The sequence below is a fragment of the Cellulomonas telluris genome (assembly GCF_004886325.1).
Lineage (GTDB): Bacteria > Actinomycetota > Actinomycetes > Actinomycetales > Cellulomonadaceae > Cellulomonas > Cellulomonas telluris.
On record NZ_QXFN01000001.1, the window covers coordinates 88,081 to 108,494 of the forward strand.

Annotated in this window: 22 protein-coding genes; 12 read left to right on the plus strand and 10 right to left on the minus strand. The window is 75.2% G+C overall.

The window, feature by feature from the left end; translation table 11 throughout:
* Positions 1-61: 61 nt before the first annotated feature.
* Positions 62-454, minus strand: coding sequence for a cupin domain-containing protein (locus FB586_RS00500; protein ID WP_136517399.1), 393 nt, complete (start codon positions 452-454; stop codon positions 62-64).
* A 92-nt stretch (positions 455-546) separates the two neighbouring features.
* A complete protein-coding gene (locus tag FB586_RS00505; protein WP_136517400.1) occupies positions 547-1,383 on the minus strand; it encodes a hypothetical protein in 837 nt (278 codons plus the stop codon).
* Positions 1,384-1,503: 120 nt separating this feature from the next.
* Between FB586_RS00505 and FB586_RS00510 the strand changes: the two genes are divergently transcribed.
* Positions 1,504-2,253, plus strand: a complete 750-nt coding sequence (locus FB586_RS00510; protein ID WP_136517401.1) for a class I SAM-dependent methyltransferase — start codon at positions 1,504-1,506, stop codon at positions 2,251-2,253.
* Here FB586_RS00510 and FB586_RS00515 read toward each other — a convergent pair.
* Complete coding sequence (locus FB586_RS00515; protein WP_136517402.1) at positions 2,250-3,020, minus strand: DinB family protein; 771 nt, start codon at positions 3,018-3,020, stop codon at positions 2,250-2,252. The genes FB586_RS00510 and FB586_RS00515 overlap by 4 nt on opposite strands.
* 327 nt (positions 3,021-3,347) lie before the next feature.
* Here FB586_RS00515 and FB586_RS00520 point away from each other — a divergent pair, with 327 nt between their 5' ends.
* Positions 3,348-4,070 (plus strand): hemerythrin domain-containing protein, encoded by a 723-nt coding sequence (locus FB586_RS00520; protein ID WP_136517403.1) that lies wholly within the window; start codon positions 3,348-3,350, stop codon positions 4,068-4,070.
* A gap of 32 nt (positions 4,071-4,102) precedes the next feature.
* Here FB586_RS00520 and FB586_RS00525 read toward each other — a convergent pair whose 3' ends face one another.
* Positions 4,103-4,510 (minus strand): HNH endonuclease, encoded by a 408-nt coding sequence (locus FB586_RS00525; protein ID WP_136517404.1) that lies wholly within the window; start codon positions 4,508-4,510, stop codon positions 4,103-4,105.
* 353 nt (positions 4,511-4,863) lie between these two features.
* On the opposite strand from FB586_RS00525, the gene FB586_RS00530 reads away from it, so the two are divergent.
* From FB586_RS00530 to FB586_RS00550, 5 genes are all read left to right on the plus strand, one after another.
* Positions 4,864-5,901 (plus strand): polysaccharide deacetylase family protein, encoded by a 1,038-nt coding sequence (locus tag FB586_RS00530; RefSeq protein WP_246036281.1) that lies wholly within the window; start codon positions 4,864-4,866, stop codon positions 5,899-5,901.
* A gap of 116 nt (positions 5,902-6,017) precedes the next feature.
* The gene (locus FB586_RS00535) at positions 6,018-7,022 is read left to right on the plus strand and encodes a glycoside hydrolase family 11 protein (RefSeq protein ID WP_136517406.1); all 1,005 of its coding nucleotides are present in this window, start codon (positions 6,018-6,020) and stop codon (positions 7,020-7,022) included.
* 446 nt (positions 7,023-7,468) lie between these two features.
* The gene (locus tag FB586_RS00540; RefSeq protein WP_136517407.1) at positions 7,469-8,431 is read left to right on the plus strand and encodes a type IV toxin-antitoxin system AbiEi family antitoxin; all 963 of its coding nucleotides are present in this window, start codon (positions 7,469-7,471) and stop codon (positions 8,429-8,431) included.
* A gap of 187 nt (positions 8,432-8,618) precedes the next feature.
* A complete protein-coding gene (locus tag FB586_RS00545) occupies positions 8,619-9,125 on the plus strand; it encodes a DUF2975 domain-containing protein (RefSeq protein WP_136517408.1) in 507 nt (168 codons plus the stop codon).
* Positions 9,125-9,370 (plus strand): helix-turn-helix domain-containing protein, encoded by a 246-nt coding sequence (locus FB586_RS00550; protein WP_136517409.1) that lies wholly within the window; start codon positions 9,125-9,127, stop codon positions 9,368-9,370. The genes FB586_RS00545 and FB586_RS00550 overlap by 1 nt, the downstream gene beginning before the upstream one ends.
* Here the strand turns inward: FB586_RS00550 and FB586_RS00555 are convergent.
* Both FB586_RS00555 and FB586_RS00560 read right to left on the minus strand, forming a co-directional pair.
* Positions 9,333-10,073, minus strand: coding sequence for an HAD family hydrolase (locus FB586_RS00555; protein ID WP_136517410.1), 741 nt, complete (start codon positions 10,071-10,073; stop codon positions 9,333-9,335). The genes FB586_RS00550 and FB586_RS00555 overlap by 38 nt on opposite strands.
* Positions 10,074-10,153: 80 nt before the next feature.
* Positions 10,154-11,356 carry a hypothetical protein gene (locus FB586_RS00560; RefSeq protein ID WP_222928250.1) on the minus strand — a complete coding sequence of 401 codons (1,203 nt, stop codon included), beginning with the start codon at positions 11,354-11,356 and terminating at the stop codon, positions 10,154-10,156.
* A gap of 200 nt (positions 11,357-11,556) precedes the next feature.
* Here FB586_RS00560 and FB586_RS00565 point away from each other — a divergent pair, with 200 nt between their 5' ends.
* Positions 11,557-11,979: a DUF2809 domain-containing protein gene (locus FB586_RS00565; protein ID WP_222928251.1), complete on the plus strand. Its 423-nt coding sequence runs from the start codon at positions 11,557-11,559 to the stop codon at positions 11,977-11,979.
* Between the two features lie 45 nt (positions 11,980-12,024).
* Here the strand turns inward: FB586_RS00565 and FB586_RS00570 are convergent, their stop codons facing one another.
* A complete protein-coding gene (locus FB586_RS00570; RefSeq protein WP_136517411.1) occupies positions 12,025-12,765 on the minus strand; it encodes a class I SAM-dependent DNA methyltransferase in 741 nt (246 codons plus the stop codon).
* A gap of 277 nt (positions 12,766-13,042) precedes the next feature.
* Here FB586_RS00570 and FB586_RS00575 point away from each other — a divergent pair, with 277 nt between their 5' ends.
* The 3 genes from FB586_RS00575 to FB586_RS00585 all read left to right on the plus strand — a co-directional run bounded on the left by FB586_RS00575 (position 13,043) and on the right by FB586_RS00585 (position 17,966).
* A complete protein-coding gene (locus FB586_RS00575) occupies positions 13,043-14,740 on the plus strand; it encodes a cellulase family glycosylhydrolase (RefSeq protein ID WP_222928252.1) in 1,698 nt (565 codons plus the stop codon).
* A gap of 310 nt (positions 14,741-15,050) precedes the next feature.
* Positions 15,051-16,505, plus strand: coding sequence for a lipase maturation factor family protein (locus FB586_RS00580; RefSeq protein ID WP_136517412.1), 1,455 nt, complete (start codon positions 15,051-15,053; stop codon positions 16,503-16,505).
* 150 nt (positions 16,506-16,655) lie between these two features.
* Positions 16,656-17,966, plus strand: coding sequence for an MFS transporter (locus FB586_RS00585; RefSeq protein ID WP_136517413.1), 1,311 nt, complete (start codon positions 16,656-16,658; stop codon positions 17,964-17,966).
* Between the two features lie 51 nt (positions 17,967-18,017).
* On the opposite strand, the gene FB586_RS00590 is transcribed toward FB586_RS00585, so the two are convergent.
* Entirely contained in the window at positions 18,018-18,797 is a 780-nt protein-coding gene (locus tag FB586_RS00590) for an SDR family oxidoreductase (protein WP_136517414.1), read from the minus strand.
* A gap of 103 nt (positions 18,798-18,900) precedes the next feature.
* Here FB586_RS00590 and FB586_RS00595 point away from each other — a divergent pair, with 103 nt between their 5' ends.
* Entirely contained in the window at positions 18,901-19,245 is a 345-nt protein-coding gene (locus FB586_RS00595; RefSeq protein ID WP_168800401.1) for a nuclear transport factor 2 family protein, read from the plus strand.
* Between the two features lie 4 nt (positions 19,246-19,249).
* On the opposite strand, the gene FB586_RS00600 is transcribed toward FB586_RS00595, so the two are convergent.
* Complete coding sequence (locus tag FB586_RS00600) at positions 19,250-19,849, minus strand: class I SAM-dependent methyltransferase (RefSeq protein WP_136517416.1); 600 nt, start codon at positions 19,847-19,849, stop codon at positions 19,250-19,252.
* On the minus strand, positions 19,846-20,340 hold the full coding sequence (locus tag FB586_RS00605; RefSeq protein WP_136517417.1) for an NUDIX hydrolase: 495 nt from the start codon (positions 20,338-20,340) through the stop codon (positions 19,846-19,848). Before FB586_RS00605 ends, FB586_RS00600 begins: the two co-directional genes overlap by 4 nt.
* Positions 20,341-20,414: the final 74 nt, after the last annotated feature.

Sequence of the window (20,414 nt, forward strand, 5' to 3'; positions counted from 1 at the left end):
GCGCGGATCGGCCGCCAGACCGATCCGCGCCGTCCGTCCGCGGGCGGGCGGTCCGGCCCGGTCAGTCGGTCGGCGGCTCGTCCTCGCCGGCCTCCTCGGCCGCGTCGGCCTCCTCCTTGGTGCGGTGCACCGCGCCGTCCGCGTGCTCCGGCGGGCCGTACACCGTGTAGAGGATGAGCGGGTTCTCGCCCGTGTTCACGAAGTTGTGCTTCTTGCCGGCGGGGACGACGACGAGGTCGCCCTGCGCGACGTTCTTCTGCTGCCCCGAGACGATCGCCTTCCCGGTGCCGGAGACGAACGTGAGGATCTGGTCGATGTCCTCGTGCACCTCCTCACCGATCTCCCCACCCGGCGGGATGGTCATGACGACGAGCTGCGTGTGCTCGCCCGTCCACAGCACGCGGCGGAAGTCCGCGCTCTGCTCGGCGACGGTCGCGATCGTCCAGTGCTCCACGGGTGCTCACCTCTCGGTCGGGGCTGGTGACGTCGTCATCCTGCTGCGCCCGGACCGGTTCCGCCTGCGCTGGCAGTCCCCGACGCGGCACGTCAGCGGCAGCCGACGCGCTCCGTGTCGAGCGTGACGTCGTCCATCCAGACGTCGAACCGCTCGGGCGTCGTGCCGCCCTGGTAGAGCTGCCAGCCGACCTTCACCGTGTCCGCCGCCGGCAGGACGAAGTCGACGGGCGCACCGCCGTGCTCGGTGGTCGTCACCGTCATGTCGGGCTGCGGGACGCCGTCGAACCACACCGAGACGCGGTTCTCCGGCGCGGACCACTCGAACTCGACGCACTGCCACCGGTCCTCGACGGTCGGCGCGGACTCCTGCCAGCTCGTCCAGTCGCCCGTCGGCCCGCCGTCGGCCCCGACGCCCCAGAAGATCGCGTCCGGCCCGACCGTCGGGGCGAACTGCCCGCCGAGCGGCCGCACGATCTCGTCGCTGCCGGAGCCGGTGACCTCGACGAGCGTGAAGTGCGCCCAGTCCGGCGCGGTCGGGAACTCGTCGACCTTGATCCGCAGCCGCCCCCAGAAGCTGTTGCCGGGCGCCGCGAAGTCGTGGACGGTGAGGAACGCCTTGCCGTTGTCCTCGGTGTGCACGCGCAGGACCTTGCCGGCGCGGCGGTCCCGCTCGACGTGGAGCGTCCCGTTGCGGCTGTCGATCCCCCAGTCGAGGCTCGCCGCACCGCCCGTCGGCAGGGACTCGAAGTCCTCGCAGAACAGGGCGTCGGTGCGGGCGCAGGGCCCGCGCTGCCCGTGGTGCCCCCGGTCGCCGTGCCGGCCACCGTCCGGCGTCGCCGCCGTCGCCGGCACCCCCGCGAGCGCGGACGCCGCCAGCGCCGTCGTCGCGAGCAGACCCACCGTGAGCGTCGTCCTGACCTTCTTCATGCGTGCACCAGCCGTTCTCTCGCCTCGAGCGTGGGACTCGCACGCTAGGGACGCCGGCGGTGGACGGGCACGCCCCGAAACGATTGGGCAGCCCGGGCGGGGCGGTCGTAGCGTCCCGGCGTGCCCGACGCCCACTTCGCCGACCCGCGCCTCGCCCGGCTGTACGACCCGCTCGACCCCGACCGGTCCGACCTCGACGCCTACCGCGCGCTCGTGGACGAGCTCGGCGCCGAGCGCGTCGTCGACCTCGGCTGCGGGACGGGGACGTTCGCGACGCTGCTCGCCGCCGACGGGTTCGACGTCGTCGGCGTCGACCCCGCGGGCGCGTCGCTCGACGTCGCCCGCGGCAAGCCGTGGGCCGAGCGGGTGCACTGGGTGCACGGGGACGCGACGGCCCTGCGCGGGCTCGCACCCGCCGACCTCGTGGTGATGACGGGCAACGTGTTCCAGGTGCTCACCACGCCCGCCGAGGCCCGGCGGACCCTCGTCGCCTGCCGGGACGCGCTGCGCCCGGGCGGGCACGTCGTCCTGGAGACGCGGGACCCGGCCCGGCGCGCCTGGGAGGCGTGGACGGCGGACCGCACCCGCGCGACCACCCGCGTCGCCGGCGTGGGCGAGGTCGAGACCTGGGTCGACGTTACGGCCGTGGACCTGCCGCTCGTGTCGTTCCGCTCGTCGTTCGTCGTGCCCGGCGACGGGCTGCTGACGTCCGACTCGACGCTGCGGTTCTGGCACCTCGCCGAGGTCCGGACGCTCGTCGCCGAGGCGGGGCTCGACGTGGTGGACGTGCGGGACGCGCCGGACCGGCCGGGGCTCGAGCACGTCGTCGTCGCGCGGCTGCCGCCCGACGACCGGACGCCCCGCCCCTAGCCCTCGGTCACGCCGGCGCGTCCCGCCGCGATCGCGTCCAGGTCGCGCAGCGCGTAGCGCAGGTGCTCCCACTCCTCCTCGAGGATCGTGTGCAGGCAGGACAGCGTCGTCTCCGGGTGCTGCGGCGCCCACGGGTTGCGCCGGGGTACGGCGAGGTCCTCCGCGGTGACGGTGGCGAGCAGGTCCCGGACCATCGCGAGCCGGCCCGCGCGGACGTCGAGCACCTCGTCGTACGGGGGCGTCCCCTCCGCGAAGACGGACGGGTCGTGGCCGTCGAGCGCGTACTCGTCGTTCGGCTGCCCGATCGGGTGGTACGGCTGCTCGACGCCGAGCACCGCTCCCCGCAGCCACGTGTCCGTGGCCATGACGAGGTGCCGCAGCGTCTGCGCGAAGGACCACTCCCCGTCCACACGGACGTCGACGGTCCCCGGGGGCATCGCGGCCGCTCGGTCGAGGGCGGCGTCCCAGGCCCGCTCGACCGCCGCCCACGCGGCGCGCAGCCCGTCCGGGTCGGAGGCCCGCCGCTGCGCGCGGCCTGGGAACCGGCGGTCCAGCTCGGCGTCCACGAACGGGGTGACGTCCACGCCGTTGACGAGCAACCGGCTCCGCCCGTCGAGGAGCCACGGCGCGTCCACGTCCGCGTCGGCCACGTCGACCCCGCGCATGACGACGCCCGACAGGTCGGCGCCGACGAAGCGGGCACCGCGCAGGTCGGCGCCCTCGAACCGGGCCCCCCGCAGGTCGTCCGACCCGGTGAACGTGGTCATGGCGTCGCCCTCCTCACTCGTGGCGGCACCCCGGCCGTCGTCCCGCCCGTCGCGGCGACCGTAGCCGGGGGGACTGACAGCCGGATGACGCCGCACGCGACCGCCGCCGGCCGCCCCGCCCCTTCCCCCGTGCGCCGCCCCCACGCCCGAGCACGGCGAGGTCACCGCGCTGCTGCACGACGAGGAGGCGGGGGCGCTCGTCCAGCTCGGTCGGGGCTGAGCGCGGGTCCGGCCGGCGCGACCGTGGGGCGCCCGAAGCCGCGACGGGCGGGCGCTCCCGGTGGCCCCGACCTAGCGTGGACGCACGACCGGCCCCCGGGAGGCACCGTGCCCACGTCCATCGCCGACCAGAGCGTCACCGAGCTGGGCGGGCGTCTGAGCGTGCTGGCCCGCCAGCGCGCCGACCACGTCCACCTGGACCGCCTGCTGCACGAGCTCGACGGCGCCACCGGCGAGCACCAGCAGCAGGTGCTGCTGCGGCTCTACCGGCTCGTGTTCCCGCACGCGTTCGCGGAGGAGTCCGTGCTGTGGCCGCTCATGCGCCGTGCGCTGCCCGACGGCGAGGAGCTGACGCTCGAGGTGGAGCGTGAGCACCAGGAGGTCAACGAGCTCGTCACGCGGCTCGAGCGGACGGACGCCGACGACCCCGCGCGCGGTCCGCTGCTCGACCGGCTCGCCGCGGTGCTGCGCGAGGACGTGCGCGACGAGGAGGACGAGCTGTTCCCGCGGCTGCAGGCCGTCACGGACCGCCGGCAGCTGGTGCTGCTCGGGCTGCTGTGGGAGGTGGTGCGGCGGGTCGCGCCGACGCGCGCGCACCCGGTGGTGGCGCGGCGCCCCCCGGGCAACGTGATCTCGGCGCTGCCGCTGTCGGTGGTCGACCGGCTCCGCGACGTCGCCGACGCGGTCGTGCCGCACGCGCCGGAGCGCGTCCGGCCGGCGCTGCGGGCGACCAGCCGGGGTCTCGCGTCGGTCGGCCACGCGGTCGAGCGCATCCACCTGCTGCGCATCGGCGAGGACCCCTCGACGCGGGTCGCCGCGTCGGCGGCGTGAGCTCCCCGGCCTGAGCACGGCCGGCCCACGCGTCAGCCGGCGGCCCGGGGCCCCGCCTGCCGCCGGCGCAGCCGACGCTGCTGGGCTGCCACGTACTCGCGCGCGCGCCGCTGGCCGCCGCGCTCGGCGATCGCGCCCGCGAGCGCGTCGAGCGACCGCCCGACGACGTCCTCGTCCGGCTGCCACCCGCGCCGCTCGCACTCCTCGAGCCACTCGACGACCCCGCGGTGCCCGCGCTGACCGTTGCAGCGCCGGCACGCCGGCACCTCGTTCTCCAGCCACGACGGCCCGCCCTTGGCGCGCGGCACCAGGTGCTCACGGGTCGCGGGCACGAGGCCGCTGAAGGGGCGACCGCACCACACGCAGCGGGCGCCGTCCCGCGCCACGGCGAGCCGCAGCCGCTCGCTGCGGTCGGTTTGGCGCGCGTCCGTCGGGGGCACGGGTCGACGCTACGTCCGGGTCCGCCGGCGGGCAGCACGGAGGGACGCTCCGGCGTCGCGTGGTGCGGCGGGACGCGAGGGCGACGCGCGGCCGACACTTTCGAGTCGGAGCCGCCTCTCGCGTGGTCGCGCTCCCGCGTGACGGCGCCGTCGCACGGATGGGTGGCTTAAACGTTTCCTCATCACATCGAGGTGTTCCCAACGCCTCGTCGGCCTCCCCAAACTCGGTCGATATCGATTTCGACGTCGGTCCTCCCCGCCAGCGCGGGGTCCGCGACCCGGCTGCAGCACCGGTCCGCTCACCGCTCCGGGTGACCACGGCCCCACCTGTCCGTCCGCACGAGGGAGTGCAGATGACCGACACTTTCGCCCGCACACGTCCCGGGCACCGCCGCGGCCGCGCGCTCCGTGGGCTCCTCGGCACCGCAGCGGCGGCGTCGCTCCTGGCCGGTGGCCTCGCCGTCGCGGCACCCGCCGGCGCGATCACCGGGTCCAGCTGCTCCGCCGGCTACGTCGGCCTCACGTTCGACGACGGCCCGAACGCCGGCACCACGAACCAGGTCATCAGCACCCTGCGCCAGTACGGCGCGACCGCGACCGTCTTCCCCACCGGGCAGAACGCGCAGAACAACGCCTCGCTCATGCAGGCCTACCGGAACGCCGGGTTCCAGATCGGCAACCACAGCTGGGACCACCCGCACCTCGTGCAGCAGTCGCAGTCGCAGGTCCAGTCGCAGCTGTCCCGCACCCAGCAGGCGATCCAGCAGACCGCGGGCGTCACGCCCACCGTGTTCCGCCCCCCGTACGGCGAGACGAACGCGACGGTCAGCTCGGTCGCGTCGTCGCTGGGGCTGCGCGTCGTCACCTGGGACGTCGACTCGAACGACTGGAACAACGCGAGCGCCGCGTCGATCCGGCAGGCCGCGGCACGGCTGACCAACGGGCAGACGATCCTCATGCACGACTGGCCGGCCGCGACCGTCCAGGCGCTGCCCGGCATCCTGCAGGACCTGCGCTCCCGGAACCTGTGCACGGGCCACATCTCGTCCGGCACCGGCCGGGTCGTCGCCCCGTCCGGGTCGGGCGGCGGAACGACGCCCCCGCCGACGACACCCCCGCCCACCGGTGGCGGCACCGGCACCTGCTCGGTGACGGCCACGAAGGGCCAGGAGTGGGGCGACCGCTTCAACGTCACCTACAACGTCAGCGCCTCCGCCGGCTGGAGCGTGACCGTGTACCCGACCAACGGCCAGTCGATCCAGAGCTCCTGGTCGGCGACCCGCAGCGGCACCACCTTCACCGGCAGCGGCACCACCTCGTTCGGCGTCACCTTCTACAAGGGCAGCAGCAACAACGGGTACACCCCCACCGGCGTCTGCTCCGTGCGCTGACGCCGGCACCCCTCGACCGGGCGCCGGGGCGGGGCGCTCACGGCAGCCCCCGTCCCGGTTCCCCTCCACCGTCCCGCAGTCCCCGCCACACCGATCGCACGAAGGAGTGCACACGCATGACCGCAACCCTCACCCGGGCACGTCGCCCGCTGCGCGCGGTTCTCGCCGCCGCGGCGACGACCGCGCTCGTCGCCGCCGGCCTGGCGGTCGCCGCCACGCCGGCCGCCGCCCAGACCATCAACAGCAACCAGACCGGCACGCACAACGGCTTCTTCTTCACGTACTGGAAGGACTCCGGGAACGTCTCGATGACGCTCGGCAGCGCCGGGAACTACAGCACGTCCTGGAGCGGCATCAACAACTGGGTCGGCGGCAAGGGCTGGAAGCCCGGCGGCCGCAAGACGGTGTCCTACTCCGGCACCTTCAACCCGGGCGGCAACTCCTACCTGACCCTCTACGGGTGGACCCGCAGCCCGCTCGTCGAGTACTACATCGTCGAGAACTGGGGCACCTACCGTCCGACCGGCACGTTCATGGGCACCGTCACCTCCGACGGCGGCACCTACGACATCTACCGGACGCAGCGCGTCAACCAGCCGTCGATCGACGGGACGGCGACGTTCTACCAGTACTGGTCGGTGCGCCAGCAGAAGCGGACCGGCGGCACCATCACCACCGGCAACCACTTCGACGCGTGGTCGCGCGCCGGCATGAACCTCGGCTCGCACGACTACATGGTCATGGCGACCGAGGGCTACCAGTCGTCCGGCTCGTCCAACATCACCGTCTGGGAGGGCACGTCGGGCGGCGGCGGCAACAACGGCGGCGGCGGCTCGACGCCCCCGCCCACGGGTGGCGGCGGTGGCGGCAGCTGCACCGCGACGGCCACGAAGGGCCAGGAGTGGGGCGACCGCTTCAACGTCACCTACAACGTCCAGGCATCCGGTCCCTGGAGCGTCACGGTCTACCCCAACACGGGCCAGTCGATCCAGAGCTCGTGGGGCGCGACCCGCAACGGCAACACGTTCACGAGCACCGGCTCGCACTCGTTCGGCGTGACCTACTACAAGGGCAGCCAGAACATCAACTGGACGCCGACGGGCATCTGCTCGCCGCGCTGACCCACCCGGCCGGGGCGCCCGACGCCCCGGCCGGTCCGGGCCGGCGCCCGACGCCGGCCCCACCGGCGACCGGTGCGGCTCGGTGACCACCGAGCCCACCGCCCCTCGCCCACCCGAACGCCCGGTCCGCACCTCCCTCGCGGACCGGGCGTTCGCACACCCCGCCCCTGCCCCGCCCCCCGCCCAGCCCCTCCCACCTCCGCCCGCACCCCTCCCCGCCCTCCCCCCGTGCGCCGACTTCGCCACTCGGGCCCGAGTTCGCCACTCCGGCCCGAGTTCGACAGGTCCACGTGGCGAAGTCGAGCCGTACTGGCGAACTCGGCGGAGGCGCCGCCCGTCCGGGGTCAGCTGGTGTCAGGCGTCCTCAGGCCTCCGTGGCGAGTGCCTGTCCACAGGATGCGAGCACGCAGCTCGACGCCGGCCTGACCTGCGCGGAGGCTGCGGGGATGCCTCGCCGTCCCGGATCCTCGTCGGTGCTGCCCGCCCCACCCGTGCCTGCGGTGCACCTGCGGGCCGAGCACGCGCGCTCGGACGTGACGGCGCGCGTCCGCTCCGGGTCGTGGACGCGGGCGCGACGGGGCGCCTACGTCGACAGCGCGCCCGGGTGCGACGGGCGCGTCGACGCGCGGCTGGCCCTCGCCCGACTCGTCGCGGTCCACCGGCAGAGTGCGCGGCCACCGGTGTTCGTCCGCGAGTCCGCCGCCCTCGTCTGGGGCCTGCCGCTCGTCGCCCCTCCCGGGCTCGTCCACGTCGCCCAGTCGACCCGGCCGAGCGGCGGCAGCGCCCGCGACGTGCTGCGCCACGTGGTGGACGTACCGCAGGAGTACCGCGTCACGCACCGGGGCTTCCGCGTGACCACGCTCGAGCGGACGCTGGTGGACTGTGCGGCGACTCTGGACCCGTACGCCGGCCTCGTCGTCGCCGACGCAGCCCTGCACCGGGGGGCCGACCGGGACCGAGTGCTGGCGATCCTGGAGGAGTCCGCCGGACGTCGAGGCGTCCGACGCGCGCGTGCCGTGGTGGAGGCGGCCGACGGCGGCGCCGAGTCCCCCGGGGAGACGTGGCTGCGTTGGACCCTGCTGCGCCTCGGACTTCCGACGCCCGAGACGCAGGTCCTCGTCCGGACGCGCTCAGGTCGGTACTGGGCCGACCTGGGGTACCCGGCGGCACGACTGCTGCTCGAGTACGACGGTGCGGAGAAGTACGGCCGCGACGGCGTCGCCGCCGTCGAAGCACTGCGCCGGGAGCGGCGTCGCCAGCTCGCCGTCGAGGACGCGGGCTGGCGGGTCCTGCGCGCCACGTCGGCGGACCGCAGCGACCCGCACGGCCTGGTCGCTCGGGTCCGCGCCCTCCTCCCACCGGCACCCCTCATTCCCCGCCCCGACCTCCAGCCACCCCTCCGGCCCTGACGGCCCTGCCACCACCTCGCCACCGCGCCGCGAGTTCGCCAGGTCGGCGCGAGTTCGCCAGGTCGGCCTGGCTAACTCGGGCCGTCCTGGCGAACTCGGCGTAGACGGCACGGGTGCCGGGCTCGGGGGTCGCATCCGGGCGCGGGAAGCGATAGGTTTCTATCGTTAGTCGATAGGAGGCAGGGACATGGTCGGGTTGAGTCGGGTCGCGGTGCTCGCGCTGCGGGCGGTGATCGTGCTGGTGCTCGGGGGGACGCTGCTGCTGCAGACGTTCATGCTGCCGAGCCTGCTCACGGACGCCCCGGAGGAGGACGCCGCGCTGGCGCACCTGCGCTGGCCGGTGCTGGTGATCGGCATCCTCATGGTCGGGTGCGTGCAGGTCGCGCTGGTGTGCGTGTGGCGGCTGCTCACCATGGTCCGGCGGGACACCGTGTTCTCTCGGGGCGCGTTCCGGTGGGTCGACGTCGTCATCGGCGCCGCCGTCGCGGAGTGCCTGCTGTTCCTGCTGCTCGGGGTGCTGCTGGCGCCGGGCGAGGCCGTGCCGCCGGGTGTCGTCCTCATGCTCGGGATCGTCGGGGCGGGGTTCCTCGGCATCGGGCTGCTCGTGCTGGTCCTGCGGATGCTGCTCGCGAAGGCGGTCGCCCTCGACACCACGGCGACGACCCTGCGGGCCGAGCTCGACGAGGTGATCTGATGCCGATCGTCGTCGACATCGACGTCATGCTCGCCCGGCGCAAGATGTCCGTCGGCGAGCTCGCGGAACGCGTCGGCATCACGCCCGCGAACCTCGCCGTGCTGAAGAACGGCCGCGCGAAGGCTGTCCGGTTCACGACGCTCGAGGCGCTGTGCCACGCGCTCGACTGCCAGCCCGGCGACCTGCTGCGGCACGAGCGGGACGGGGTCACGCCCCCGCGGGACGCTCCCGACCCGACGGCCTGAGGACCTCGACGGGCACGGCGGCGAGCGACCGCACGACGTGTGCCGCCCCGTGCGCCTCGGGGCGCGCGCGGCCGGCCCGGTCGACCAGCACGGCGGCGATCCCGAGCGCGTGCGCTCCCGCGACGTCCGCGGCCGGCGAGTCGCCGACGTGCACCGCGTCCGCCGGCGCGACGCCCAGCCGTTCGAGCGCGAGCAGGAACGGCTCGGGGCGCGGCTTGTAGGCACGCGCGTCCTCGCTCGTCACGACCGCGTCGACGTGCAGCGCGTGGTGCGCGAGGACGGCGGCGGCGTCGTCCCGGTCGACGTCGGAGACGAGGCACACCGGCATGTTCATCGCGTCGATCGCGCCGAGGAACGCCCGCGCGTCGGGCAGCAGGCGCGGGGCGCGCCACGCCGCCCGGGACGTCGTGAGCCACGCGTCGACGTCGACGGCCACGCCGAACGCCTCCGCCAGGTGCCCGAGCGTGGACCGCGTGAGGTCGGCGAGGGCGCGGAAGGCGTCGCCGTGCGCATCGCCGCCGGCCCACAGGTGCGTCGTCCACGCGGCCTCCACGTCGGCGACGGGGGCGCCCGACCGGGCGGCGACGTCGGCGCAGATCCGGGCCACCACCGCGTCGTCGTCCTCCACGAGGGTGCCGTAGAGGTCGACCAGCACGGCGCGGGGAACGGCGCGCGGCACGGGCACGGGCACGGGCACGGGCACGGCGACACGTTACCGGCGCCGCCCCGCCCGGGCGCCGGCGGACGGCCGCCGGCGCCGCGGGCAGAGCGACACCGCCCGCGTCAGCAGCGCTGGACGGGACCGCTGACGTTGCGGATCACGAGGTTGTCGGCGCACGGGCTCTCGACGATCCGCGCGCCGTTGCTGAGGGTGAGGTTCTGCAGCGTGATGTCGCGGTTGCCGGGGAAGTCGGCACGCTCGGCGAGGCGAACGTCCCCGCGGGAGACGGTGCCGCTCGTGGTCGCGAGGCTGACGTTGGTGCAGTTCTCGATGAGCACCGGGTTGTTGCCGGTGTTCGTCAGCTCCACGCGGTTCACGCGCAGCCCACCGCTCTCCGACACGCAGAAGATCCCGCGTCCGCCGCCGCTCGCGCGGACGGTCCCGACCTCGATGTTCGTCGGGTAGGAGCTGCCGACGCGGCCCGCCCGGTTGGCGATGCGGAACGCGGCGTACCCCGTGCCCGCACCGGCGTTCACGGCGTCGACCGTGCCGACGCGCGCGTTGATCGTCTGGTTGAGCAGCAGCCCCGACTCGCGGACGTCACGCGCCGTGAGGGTGCCGAGGGTGAAGCCGTCGACGCCGTACGTCTCGACGGCGTGCGAGCCGGCGCCGGACACGTACGCGCGGTCGATGCTGATGTTGCGGGCGAAGCGCGAGCGGTCGCCGTGGTTGTCCACCCGGATGCCGATGCCGCCGCCCGACAGGCGCATGTCGACGTCCCGCAGCCGCAGGTCGTCGACGTTGCGGGCGAAGATCCCGTAGACGGGCGTGCCGGTCATCGCGAGCCGGGCGACCTCGATGTCGCGGACGCCGCGCATGTAGATCCCGGCGACGTTGCCGGACCCCGACCCGCTGACGTGGATGGTGCCGCAGGACTCGAACGCGGTGTGGCTCGGCAGCGTGATGCGGGCGTTCGCGCTCATGGTCCCGGAGCCGTTGACCACGACGCGCTGCTTGCTGGTGCGGCCGGCGTCGAGACCGTCGACGGCGCGCTGGATGGCGGTGAGCATGTCGGAGCCGGACCACAGCTCGCGGGTGCCGCGGTAGGCGCGCCAGGTGCTGCCGTCCTGGACGGCGGAGCCGTGGACGGTCGAGCCGGTGCAGCTGGTGCCGGGTGCGGCCTGCGCGGCGGGCGCCGCGACCAGGCCGGCCACGAGGGTGGCGCCGGCGGCGAGGGTCGCGAACGCCGCGCGACGGCGCGCGGGCCGGAGGGGGCGCGCGGGTCGTGCGGGTCGCGCGGTGCGGGCGAGCAGGGAGGACGGCATGCGGTGACCTCTCGTCGGGGCCGCCGGGCGACGTGCGGGCGTGCGTCGGTGGACGCCCGGCCGGTCGGCCGGTCCCGACCGTAGGCGGCGTCGCGCAGCGGGAGGGACGGCTTGAATCGTTTCGGAGGGCGCTTTCCACTCGCTCGGCCCCGGAGCGGTGCCTGCGCTCGCAGCCCTTCGCGAGCCGCTACCGTCACCGCGTGCTCCCCTCCCTCCGGCACGCCGCGGACCGGCGTCCGGCCGCCGCGCGTCGCCGGGGTCCCCTCGTGGCCGCGGCCGCCGTGGTCCTCGTCTGCGGCCTCGTCGTCTCCCGCGGCGGCGGCCCGGGCGCGGACCTGGCCGGCGGCGCGCTGTACGCGGCGCTCGTGCACCTGCTCGTGCTGCTGGTCGCCCCGCGGACGCGTCCCGCCGTCGCCGCCACCGTCGCGCTGACGGTGTGCGTGGCCGTGGAGCTCGCCCAGCTGACGCCCGTGCCGGCCGCCGTCGTCGCGGCGTGGCCGCCGGCCGCGTACGTGCTCGGGTCGACGTTCGCGCCCGCCGACCTGCTCGCGTACGCGGCGGGGGTGCTCGTCGTCGCGGCCGCGGACGTCCGGGGGCACCGGGCGCCGGACCCCGCCGCCTGACCGGTCCGCCGACCCGGCTCCCCCCGGCCCGGCGGCACCCGGACGTCAGCCCGCCGGCCGCCGGTACACCGACACGTGCGAGCGCGACTCGGCCGTGAACGGCGTCCCCGACCAGTCGGCGTGCCGCTCCTCGAGCACCAGCCCGGCGAGGCGCGCCATCAGGTCGAGCTCCGCGGGCCACACGTACCGGTGGCCGCTGCGCCAGACCTCCGCCGTCCCGTCGTCGTCCCACCGCACGTGGTGCGAGACGAGCCGCTGGTGCAGCGGGTCGACCGTGTCGACGCCCAGGTACCGGTCCGCGGACGCGAACAGGACGCCCGGCTGCCCCGGCGGCAGCACGCGCAGGTCCGGCACCTCCAGCTCGACGACGAACCGCCCGCCCGGCAGGAGGTGACGCGCCGCGTTGGCGACGCACGCGACCTGCGCGTCCTGCGTGAGCAGGTTCGAGATCGCGTTGTAGACGACGTAGACGAGTGCGAACTCCCCCGGCGCCGTCGCCGTCGCCATGTCGCCGAGCACGACCGGGAGCGTCGCCTCGTCGACCTTCGTCCGCAGCTGCGCGAGCATCGCCGGGGACAGCTCGACGCCCGCCACCGGTACACCGCGCGCGGCGAGCGGCACGGCGACGCGCCCGGTCCCGACGGCGAGCTCCAGCGCTCGGCCGTCCCCGGCCAGTGCGGCCAGGCGGTCGACGGTCGGGTCGAGCACCTCCGGCGCGAACATGCCCACGCCCGGGGTGTCGTAGCGCCGCGCCGTCCGCTCGTCCCAGATCTCCCTGTGGTCCACGCCGCGACGCTCGTCCTGGCGTCGGCGGCGCGTCAACGGGTTTGCGCGCGAGCACCGGGCACGACGGCCGGGCCGCGAGCGTCGGCACCGTCCCCCGACGTCCCGCCCCCGCACGCACCGCGCCCGCCCGAAGCGTTCCGGGGGTTCCGGACGAACCACCCGCGTCCGTACACTCCGATCGAAGCGCTTCGACGTTCCGGTCGTCGCAGCCCGTGGGCACCGTCGCCCGCGCCGCCGGGAGCACCGTCGCTCCCCGCGCCCGAAGGAGAGCACACACGTGAACCGACGCCTGTGGGCGAGCGTCACCGCGCTCGTCTCGACCGCGGCGCTCGCCGCCGGCCTCGCCGCACCCGCGGCGGCCGCGCCCGACGCCGCCACCGCCCGCGCCCCGAAGCAGACGGCCGCGCAGAAGACGGTCGCCGCGATGCAGCCCGGCTGGAACCTCGGCAACACGCTCGACGCGGTCGGCCCCGACGAGACGGCGTGGGGCAACCCGCGCGTCACCGAGGACCTGTTCGACGCCGTCGAGGACGAGGGCTTCAACAGCGTCCGCATCCCGGTGACGTTCGGCCAGCACCAGGGGCCGGCGCCGGAGTACCCGGTCGACCCGGTGTTCCTCGACCGGGTCGAGGAGGTCGTGGACATGGCCCTCGACGAGGGCCTGTACGTCCTGCTCGACGTCCACCACGACTCGTGGCAGTGGATCAACCAGATGCCGACCCAGCACGACGCGGTGCTCGCGCAGTACACCGCCCTGTGGGAGCAGCTCGCCGAGCGGTTCCGCGACCACCCGAGGCGGCTGCTGCTGGAGAGCGTCAACGAGCCGCAGTTCGCCGGTGTCGACGACGCGACGTCGTACGCGCTGCTGCACGAGCTCAACGTCGTGTTCCACGAGATCGTCCGCTCGTCGGGCGGGCGCAACGCCGACCGCGTCCTCGTCCTGCCGACGCTGCACACGAACGCGGAGCAGGGCCGCCTCGACGCGCTGACCGCGACGTTCGAGCAGCTCGACGACCCGAACCTCGCCGCGACCGTCCACTACTACGGCTACTGGCCGTTCAGCGTGAACGTCGCGGGCGGCTACCGCTACGACGCGACCGCGCAGGCGGACACCGAGGGCACGTTCGCGCGCGTGCACGACTCGTTCGTCGCCCAGGGGATCCCGGTGATCCTCGGCGAGTACGGCCTGCTCGGGTTCGACCGGCACACGGGCACCATCCAGCAGGGCGAGAAGCTCAAGTTCTTCGAGCACGTCGGCCACCTCGCCCGCACGACGGGCGTCACCACGATGCTGTGGGACAACGGCCAGCACCTGTCGCGGACCGCGTTCACGTGGCAGGACCCGGCGCTGTTCGCGCAGATCCGGGAGAGCTGGAAGCGGCAGTCCGGCACGGCGTCGACCGACCAGGTGTTCGTGCGTCCCGGCGCCGTGGCGGACCAGACCGTCACCCTGCAGCCGAACGGCAACCGCGTGAAGGACGTCCGCCTCGACGGGCGGCGCCTCAAGCCGTCGCAGTACCGCCTCGACGGCGACACGCTCACCCTGCCGGCGGCGCTGCTGCGGCCGCTGGTCGCCGACGGCGCGTACGGCACGCGTGCGGTCGTCGAGGTCCGGTTCGGCAAGGGCCTGCCGTGGCGCATCGAGGTCGTCGCCGCCGACACGCCCGCGCTGGGTGACGCGGCCGCCACGGTCGACGACTTCGCGATCCCGACGGACTTCCGCGGGGACCGGCTCGCCACGATGGAGGCCCGGTACGCCGACGGCACGAACGCCGGCCCGCACGGGTGGACGTCGTTCAAGGAGTTCGACGTGACGTTCGCCCCCGAGGACGGGCGCATCCTGCTCCGCCCGGCGTTCTTCGCCGAGGTCACCGACGGCGCGCCCGTCCACCTGACGTTCCACTTCTGGAGCGGCGACACGGTCGACTACACGGTGACCCGCACGGGCACGACGGTCACCGGCACCGCCGACTGACCCACCGCCCCCACCCCCGTCCCCGCCCCGCTTCCCCGCCCCGCCCCCTCCCCGTCCCCGTCCCCGTCCCCCCCGCGAGTTCGGCACCTTCGCGCCGAGATCGGCACCCCTAGCCGTCGGACCCGGCACGGAGCCACCGGTCTCGGCGCCGGAGGGGTGGGGGCGGGCGGGGGCGAGGGACGGGTGGGGCCGGCGCGGCGGGGGCCGGGCGGGGGCCGGGTGGGGCGGGGTGGGCGGTCGGCGGGCGGCGGGCCGTCCGCTGCACCACCCTGGACGGCGGGCACGCCGGGCAGGACGGGGGTGGTCGCGCGTGGAGTGGTTCGACGCCGAGGGGTACACGATCGCGCGCGAGGTCGTGCAGCGCGGTGTCGCGGCGGTCTTCGTCCTGGGGTTCGTCGCGGTGCTGCGCCAGTTCCGGCCGCTGCTCGGCGAGCACGGGCTGCTGCCGGTGCCGGCGTTCACGGCCCGGGTGCCGTTCCGCGCGAGCCCCAGCCTGTTCCACCGGTGGTTCTCCGACGGGCTCGTCGTGGCCGTCGGCTGGGTCGGCGTGGTCGTCGCGCTGACGCTCGTCGCCGGGCTGCCGCAGCAGGGGCCGCCGTGGCTGCCGATGCTCGCGTTCCTGCTGCTGTGGGCGCTGTACCTGTCGGTCGTCAACGTCGGGCAGGTCTTCTACGGGTTCGGCTGGGAGTCGCTGCTGCTCGAGGCCGGGTTCCTCGTGGCGTTCCTCGGGTCGGACGACGTCGCGCCGCCGGTCACCGTGCTCGCGCTGCTGTGGTGGCTCGTGTTCCGCCTCGAGTTCGGCGCGGGGCTCATCAAGTGGCGGGGCGACCCCGCGTGGCGGGACCTGACGGCGCTGTACTACCACCACGAGACGCAGCCCATGCCGGGCCCGCTGAGCCGCCTGTTCCACTTGCTGCCGCGTCCGCTGCACAAGGTCGAGGTGGTGGCCAACCACGTGACCCAGCTCGTCGTGCCGTTCGGGCTGCTGGTCCCCGGGCCGGTCGCGTCGACCGCCGCGGCGGTCATGGTCGTCACGCAGCTCTGGCTGGTGCTGTCCGGCAACTTCGCGTGGCTGAACTGGCTGACGATCGTCCTGGCGTGCGCCGCCATCGACGACGCGTCGTGGCGGTGGGCGCTCGGGCTCGTCGGCGTCGACGTCGCCCCCACCGCGCCCGCGGCCGACCCGCCGCTCTGGTTCGTCGTCGTGGTCCTGGCCGTCACCGCGCTGTGCGTGTGGATCAGCCGGCACCCGCTGCGCAACCTGCTGTCGCGCCACCAGGCGATGAACGCCTCCTTCAACGTCTGGCACCTGGTCAACGCGTACGGCGCGTTCGGCTCGATCACGCGCCGTCGCACCGAGGTGGTCGTCGAGGGGACGCGCGACGCCGACCCGGCGACCGCCACGTGGCTCGAGTACGAGTTCCGCGGCAAGCCGACCGACGTGCGACGCCTGCCGCGCCAGTACGCGCCGTACCACCTGCGCCTCGACTGGGGGATGTGGTTCCTCGCGCTCGGCTCGTCGTCGCAGCTGCGCTGGTTCGTGCCGTTCCTGGGCAAGCTGCTCGAGGGCGACGGGCCCACGCTGCGCCTGCTCGCGCACGACCCGTTCGGCGGGGAGCGGCCCCGGTGGGTGCGCGCGCACCTGTACCGGTACCGGTTCGCGACGCGCGCGGAGCGCCGCGCGACCGGGCAGCGGTGGGTGCGCGAGGACGACGGGCTGATGATCGGCGCCATGGACAGCGCCCGGTTCGCGCGCACGCGCTGACGCGCGGGACCCGCCCGCCACCGCCGACCCGCCGACGCGCGGCGCCGAAAGCGCATGCACCGCCGCGTGCGCCCCTGCGACGATGGCCGTCATGTCTCCTCTCGTCCCCGCGGTCCCCGCCCTGCCCGCCCAGCGGCGCGCGGGCACGCGATGACGGCCGGGCCGGAGGCGTCGACGGGGGCGCCGGGGACCGCCCCGGCTCCCCCACCGCGCGGCGCCGCGGGACGGCTCGTCGAGCGCCTGCTGCCCGCACGGCTCGGCACCGGGTTCCGGTGGCTGCTGGCGTCGTCCTGGTCGACCAACCTCGGCGACGGCCTGCTGCTCGCGGCCGGCCCCCTGCTCGTCGCGTCCCGCACGGACGACCCGTTCCTGGTCGCGCTCGCCGCGCTCCTCACGTGGCTGCCCCCGCTGCTGTTCGGTTTGTGGGCGGGGGTGCTGACCGACCGGCTGGACCGGCGCCGCCTCGTGGTGACCGTCAACCTCGTGCGGGTCGGGGTGCTCGCCGCGCTCGCGGCCGCGGTGGCGCTCGACGCCGCGCCCATCGCGGTCGTGCTCGCCGCGCTGTTCCTCGTCGCGACGGCGGAGACGTTCGCCGACAACACCTTCAGCGCGCTCGTGCCGACGCTCGTCGCGCGCGACGACCTCGCGATCGCCAACGCCCGCATGCAGACCGCGTTCATCGCGCTGAACCAGCTCGCCGGGCCGCCGCTCGGGGCCGCGCTGTTCGCGGTCGGGCACGCCTGGCCGGTGGCGGCCGACGCGCTGCTCGTCGCCGCCGGCGTCGCGCTCGTGGCCCGGGTGCGTCTGCCCGAGCGGGCGCCGGACCACGAGCGCAGCCACGTGCTGGCCGACGTCGCGGAGGGCGTCCGCTGGGTGTGGCACCACGCCGCCGTCCGGACGCTGGTCCTGACGATCCTCATCTTCAACGTGACGTTCGGCGCCGCGTTCTCGGTGCTCGTCCTGTACGCGCAGGAGCGCCTGGGCCTCGGCGCGGTGGGCTACGGCCTGCTGACGACGACGCAGGCGATCGGCGGGCTGGCCGGCATCGCCGCGTACGGCTGGCTGACGGCGCGCGTCTCGCTCGCGAACCTCCTGCGGGTCGGCCTGGTCATCGAGACGCTCACGCACCTCGCGCTCGCGCTGACGACGCAGGCGTGGCTGGCGCTCGGCATCTTCTTCGTGTTCGGCGCGCATGCGTTCGTGTGGGGTGCGACGTCGGTGACGGTCCGGCAGCGGGCCGTGCCGCACCGGCTGCAGGGGCGGGTCGGCAGCGTCAACCTCGTCGGCGTCTTCGGCGGGCTCGTCCTCGGGGCCGGCATCGGGGGCGCCCTCGCGCAGCGGTACGGCGTGACGGCGCCGTTCTGGTTCGCGTTCGCCGGCTCCGCGGTGTTCGTCGTGCTCATCTGGCGCCAGCTGCGGCACGTCGCGCACGCGGACGAGCAGGACGCGCCGGCCGGCTGACCGGGCGCGCGACCGCGACGGCGCCGGGCCGGCCGGCCGACCCCGCGCCGGTCAGGCGATGAGCGACTGCCCGCCGTCGACGAACACCTCGGTGCCGCTCACGTGGCTGGCGGCGTCGGAGACCAGGAACGCGATGACGTCCGCGACCTGCTGGGAGGACCCGGACTCGTCGCCGGTGAGCGGGATCTGCCCCTCGGGGTACTCGGCCTGCACGCCGAGGTCCTCGGTGTTCCGCTGCTCGGTGTTCTCGTCGATGTTCGTCTCGATGGCACCGGGGCACACGGAGTTGACGCGCACGCCGCGCGGGCCGAGCTCGACGGCGGCCATGCGCGCGAACGCGACCTGGCCCGCCTTGCTCGTCGCGTAGGCCGAGGCGCCCGAGTTGCTGAACGTGCGGGTCCCGTTGATCGACGCGACGACGACGACGGCGCCGCCCTGCCGCACGAGCAGCGGCAGCGCGTACCGGACGGTGAGGAACGTGCCGGTGAGGTTGGTGGTGAGCGTCGACTCCCACTCCTGCGGCTCGAGCTCCTCCAGCGGCGCCCAGACGCCGTTGACGCCGGCGTTCGCGACGACCGCGTCGAGCCGTCCGAGCTCGCGCTCGACCCGCTCGTAGACCGCGCGCACCGCGTCGGCGTCGCCGACGTCCGCGGCGACGGGCAGCACCTGGCCGCCGGCGCGGCGGATCTCCTCGGCGACGTCGTCGGCGCTGTCCTGGCTGTGCCCGAGCGCGACGACGGTGGCGCCGTCCTGCGCGAGCCGCACCGCCGTGGCGCGCCCGATGCCCGACCCCGCGCCCGTGACCAGCGCGACCTTGCCCTGCAGCGTCATCGTGTCCCTTCCCGTGGCCGACCCCGTCGACGCTAGCCACGCCCGCGCGGACCCGCCCGGCGAGCGGCGGCACGGACGGCCGCACCGTGCTAGCACTGGTGCCATGACCCTCGCCGACGAGCTCATGGCCTCCGAGCGCCGCCTCGCGCACGGTCGCGGCGCCGAGTACGCCGAGTCCCTCACCGACGACGCCCTCGTGGTCGTGCCGGGCGCGGTGCTGGACCGCGACGCGTGCGTCGCGGCGATGGACGCCTCCGAGGGCTGGGACGACGTCGAGCTGGGCGACCCGCGCCTGGTGGCGTCGGGCGACGTCGCGACCGTCGTCTACCCCTTCCGGGGACGCCGCGGCACGTGGACCTACCGCGCGACGCTCGCGTCGACGTACCGGCGCACCGACGCCGGCTGGCGGCTGGCGCTGCACCAGCAGACGCCGGAGCCCCCGGCCTGACGGCTCACGCGGCGGGCCGCGTCCAGACCGCCGACCAGCGCCAGTACACGTGCCGGCGCCACCGCGCGCCGGGCAGCAGCTCGCGGACCAGGGCCCGCATCTGCGCGTACGTCGCCGGCGGCGGCCAGACCGTGGGCGACGGGTGCTCCCAGTAGCCGCGGCGCAGGCGGGCGAGGGGCCCGAGCACGAGCCCGGCCGCCTCGGGCAGGACGTCGGCGGGGCCGGACGGGCGGGCCAGGCCGACCACGACGAGCCGGCCCCCGGGCCGGACGAGCGCGGCGAGGCGCAGCAGCCCTGCGCGCGCGTCCAGGTGGTGCAGCGTCGCCACGGACGCGACGACGTCGAACGACCCCGGCATGAAGGGGTGCGTGAGGACGTCGCCCTCGACGTACGTGACGTCACCGCCTGCGGCGCGCGCCTCGGCGAGGCTCGGCGCGTGCAGGTCGATGCCCGTCACCTGCGGCACCACCGTGCGCAGGTGGCGTGCGAGCATGCCCTCGCCGCAGCCGACGTCGAGCGCGGTGCGGGCAGCGGGCGGCACGGCGCCGAGGACGAGCGGGTGGTAGTGGACGTTGTGGTTCCAGCGGCCGGCGTCGCTCGTCACCGGGCGGCCACCAGGGCGTCGACCGCCGGCACCTGCCCGGCGACGAGACGCTCGCGCGCCTCGTCGAGCCCGCACCAGACCGCCCGGTCGACCTCGGGGAACGTCGTGCGGCGGCCCGAGCGGGGCGGCCACTCGGTCTCCACGGTGCTGACCCCCGGGCGCGTCGTCAGGTCCTCGCACGCCGGGTCGTCCGGGGAGCCGACGAGGTCCGGCGGCACCTCGACCGCGAGCACGTGGACGACCTTGCCCGAGGAGTAGCGGAACGCGCCGAGCTCGACCGCCGGCAGGTCCGGCGCCGGGACGCCCACCTCCTCGAGGAACTCGCGGCGGGCGGCCGTCGCGACGTCCTCCCCCGGCTCGACGAGCCCCTTGGGGACCGTCCACGCCCGCGCGTCCTTCCGCGCCCAGAACGGGCCACCCATGTGGGCGATGAGCACGCGCGGCGTCGGGCCGCCGTGGTGCAGGAGGATCCCGGCGCTGGTCACGGCCATGTGCGGACCGTACCGTCCGGGCAGGCCGCGACGGGGACGAACCGGGACGGACCGACGGGACGGCGAGCGGTGAG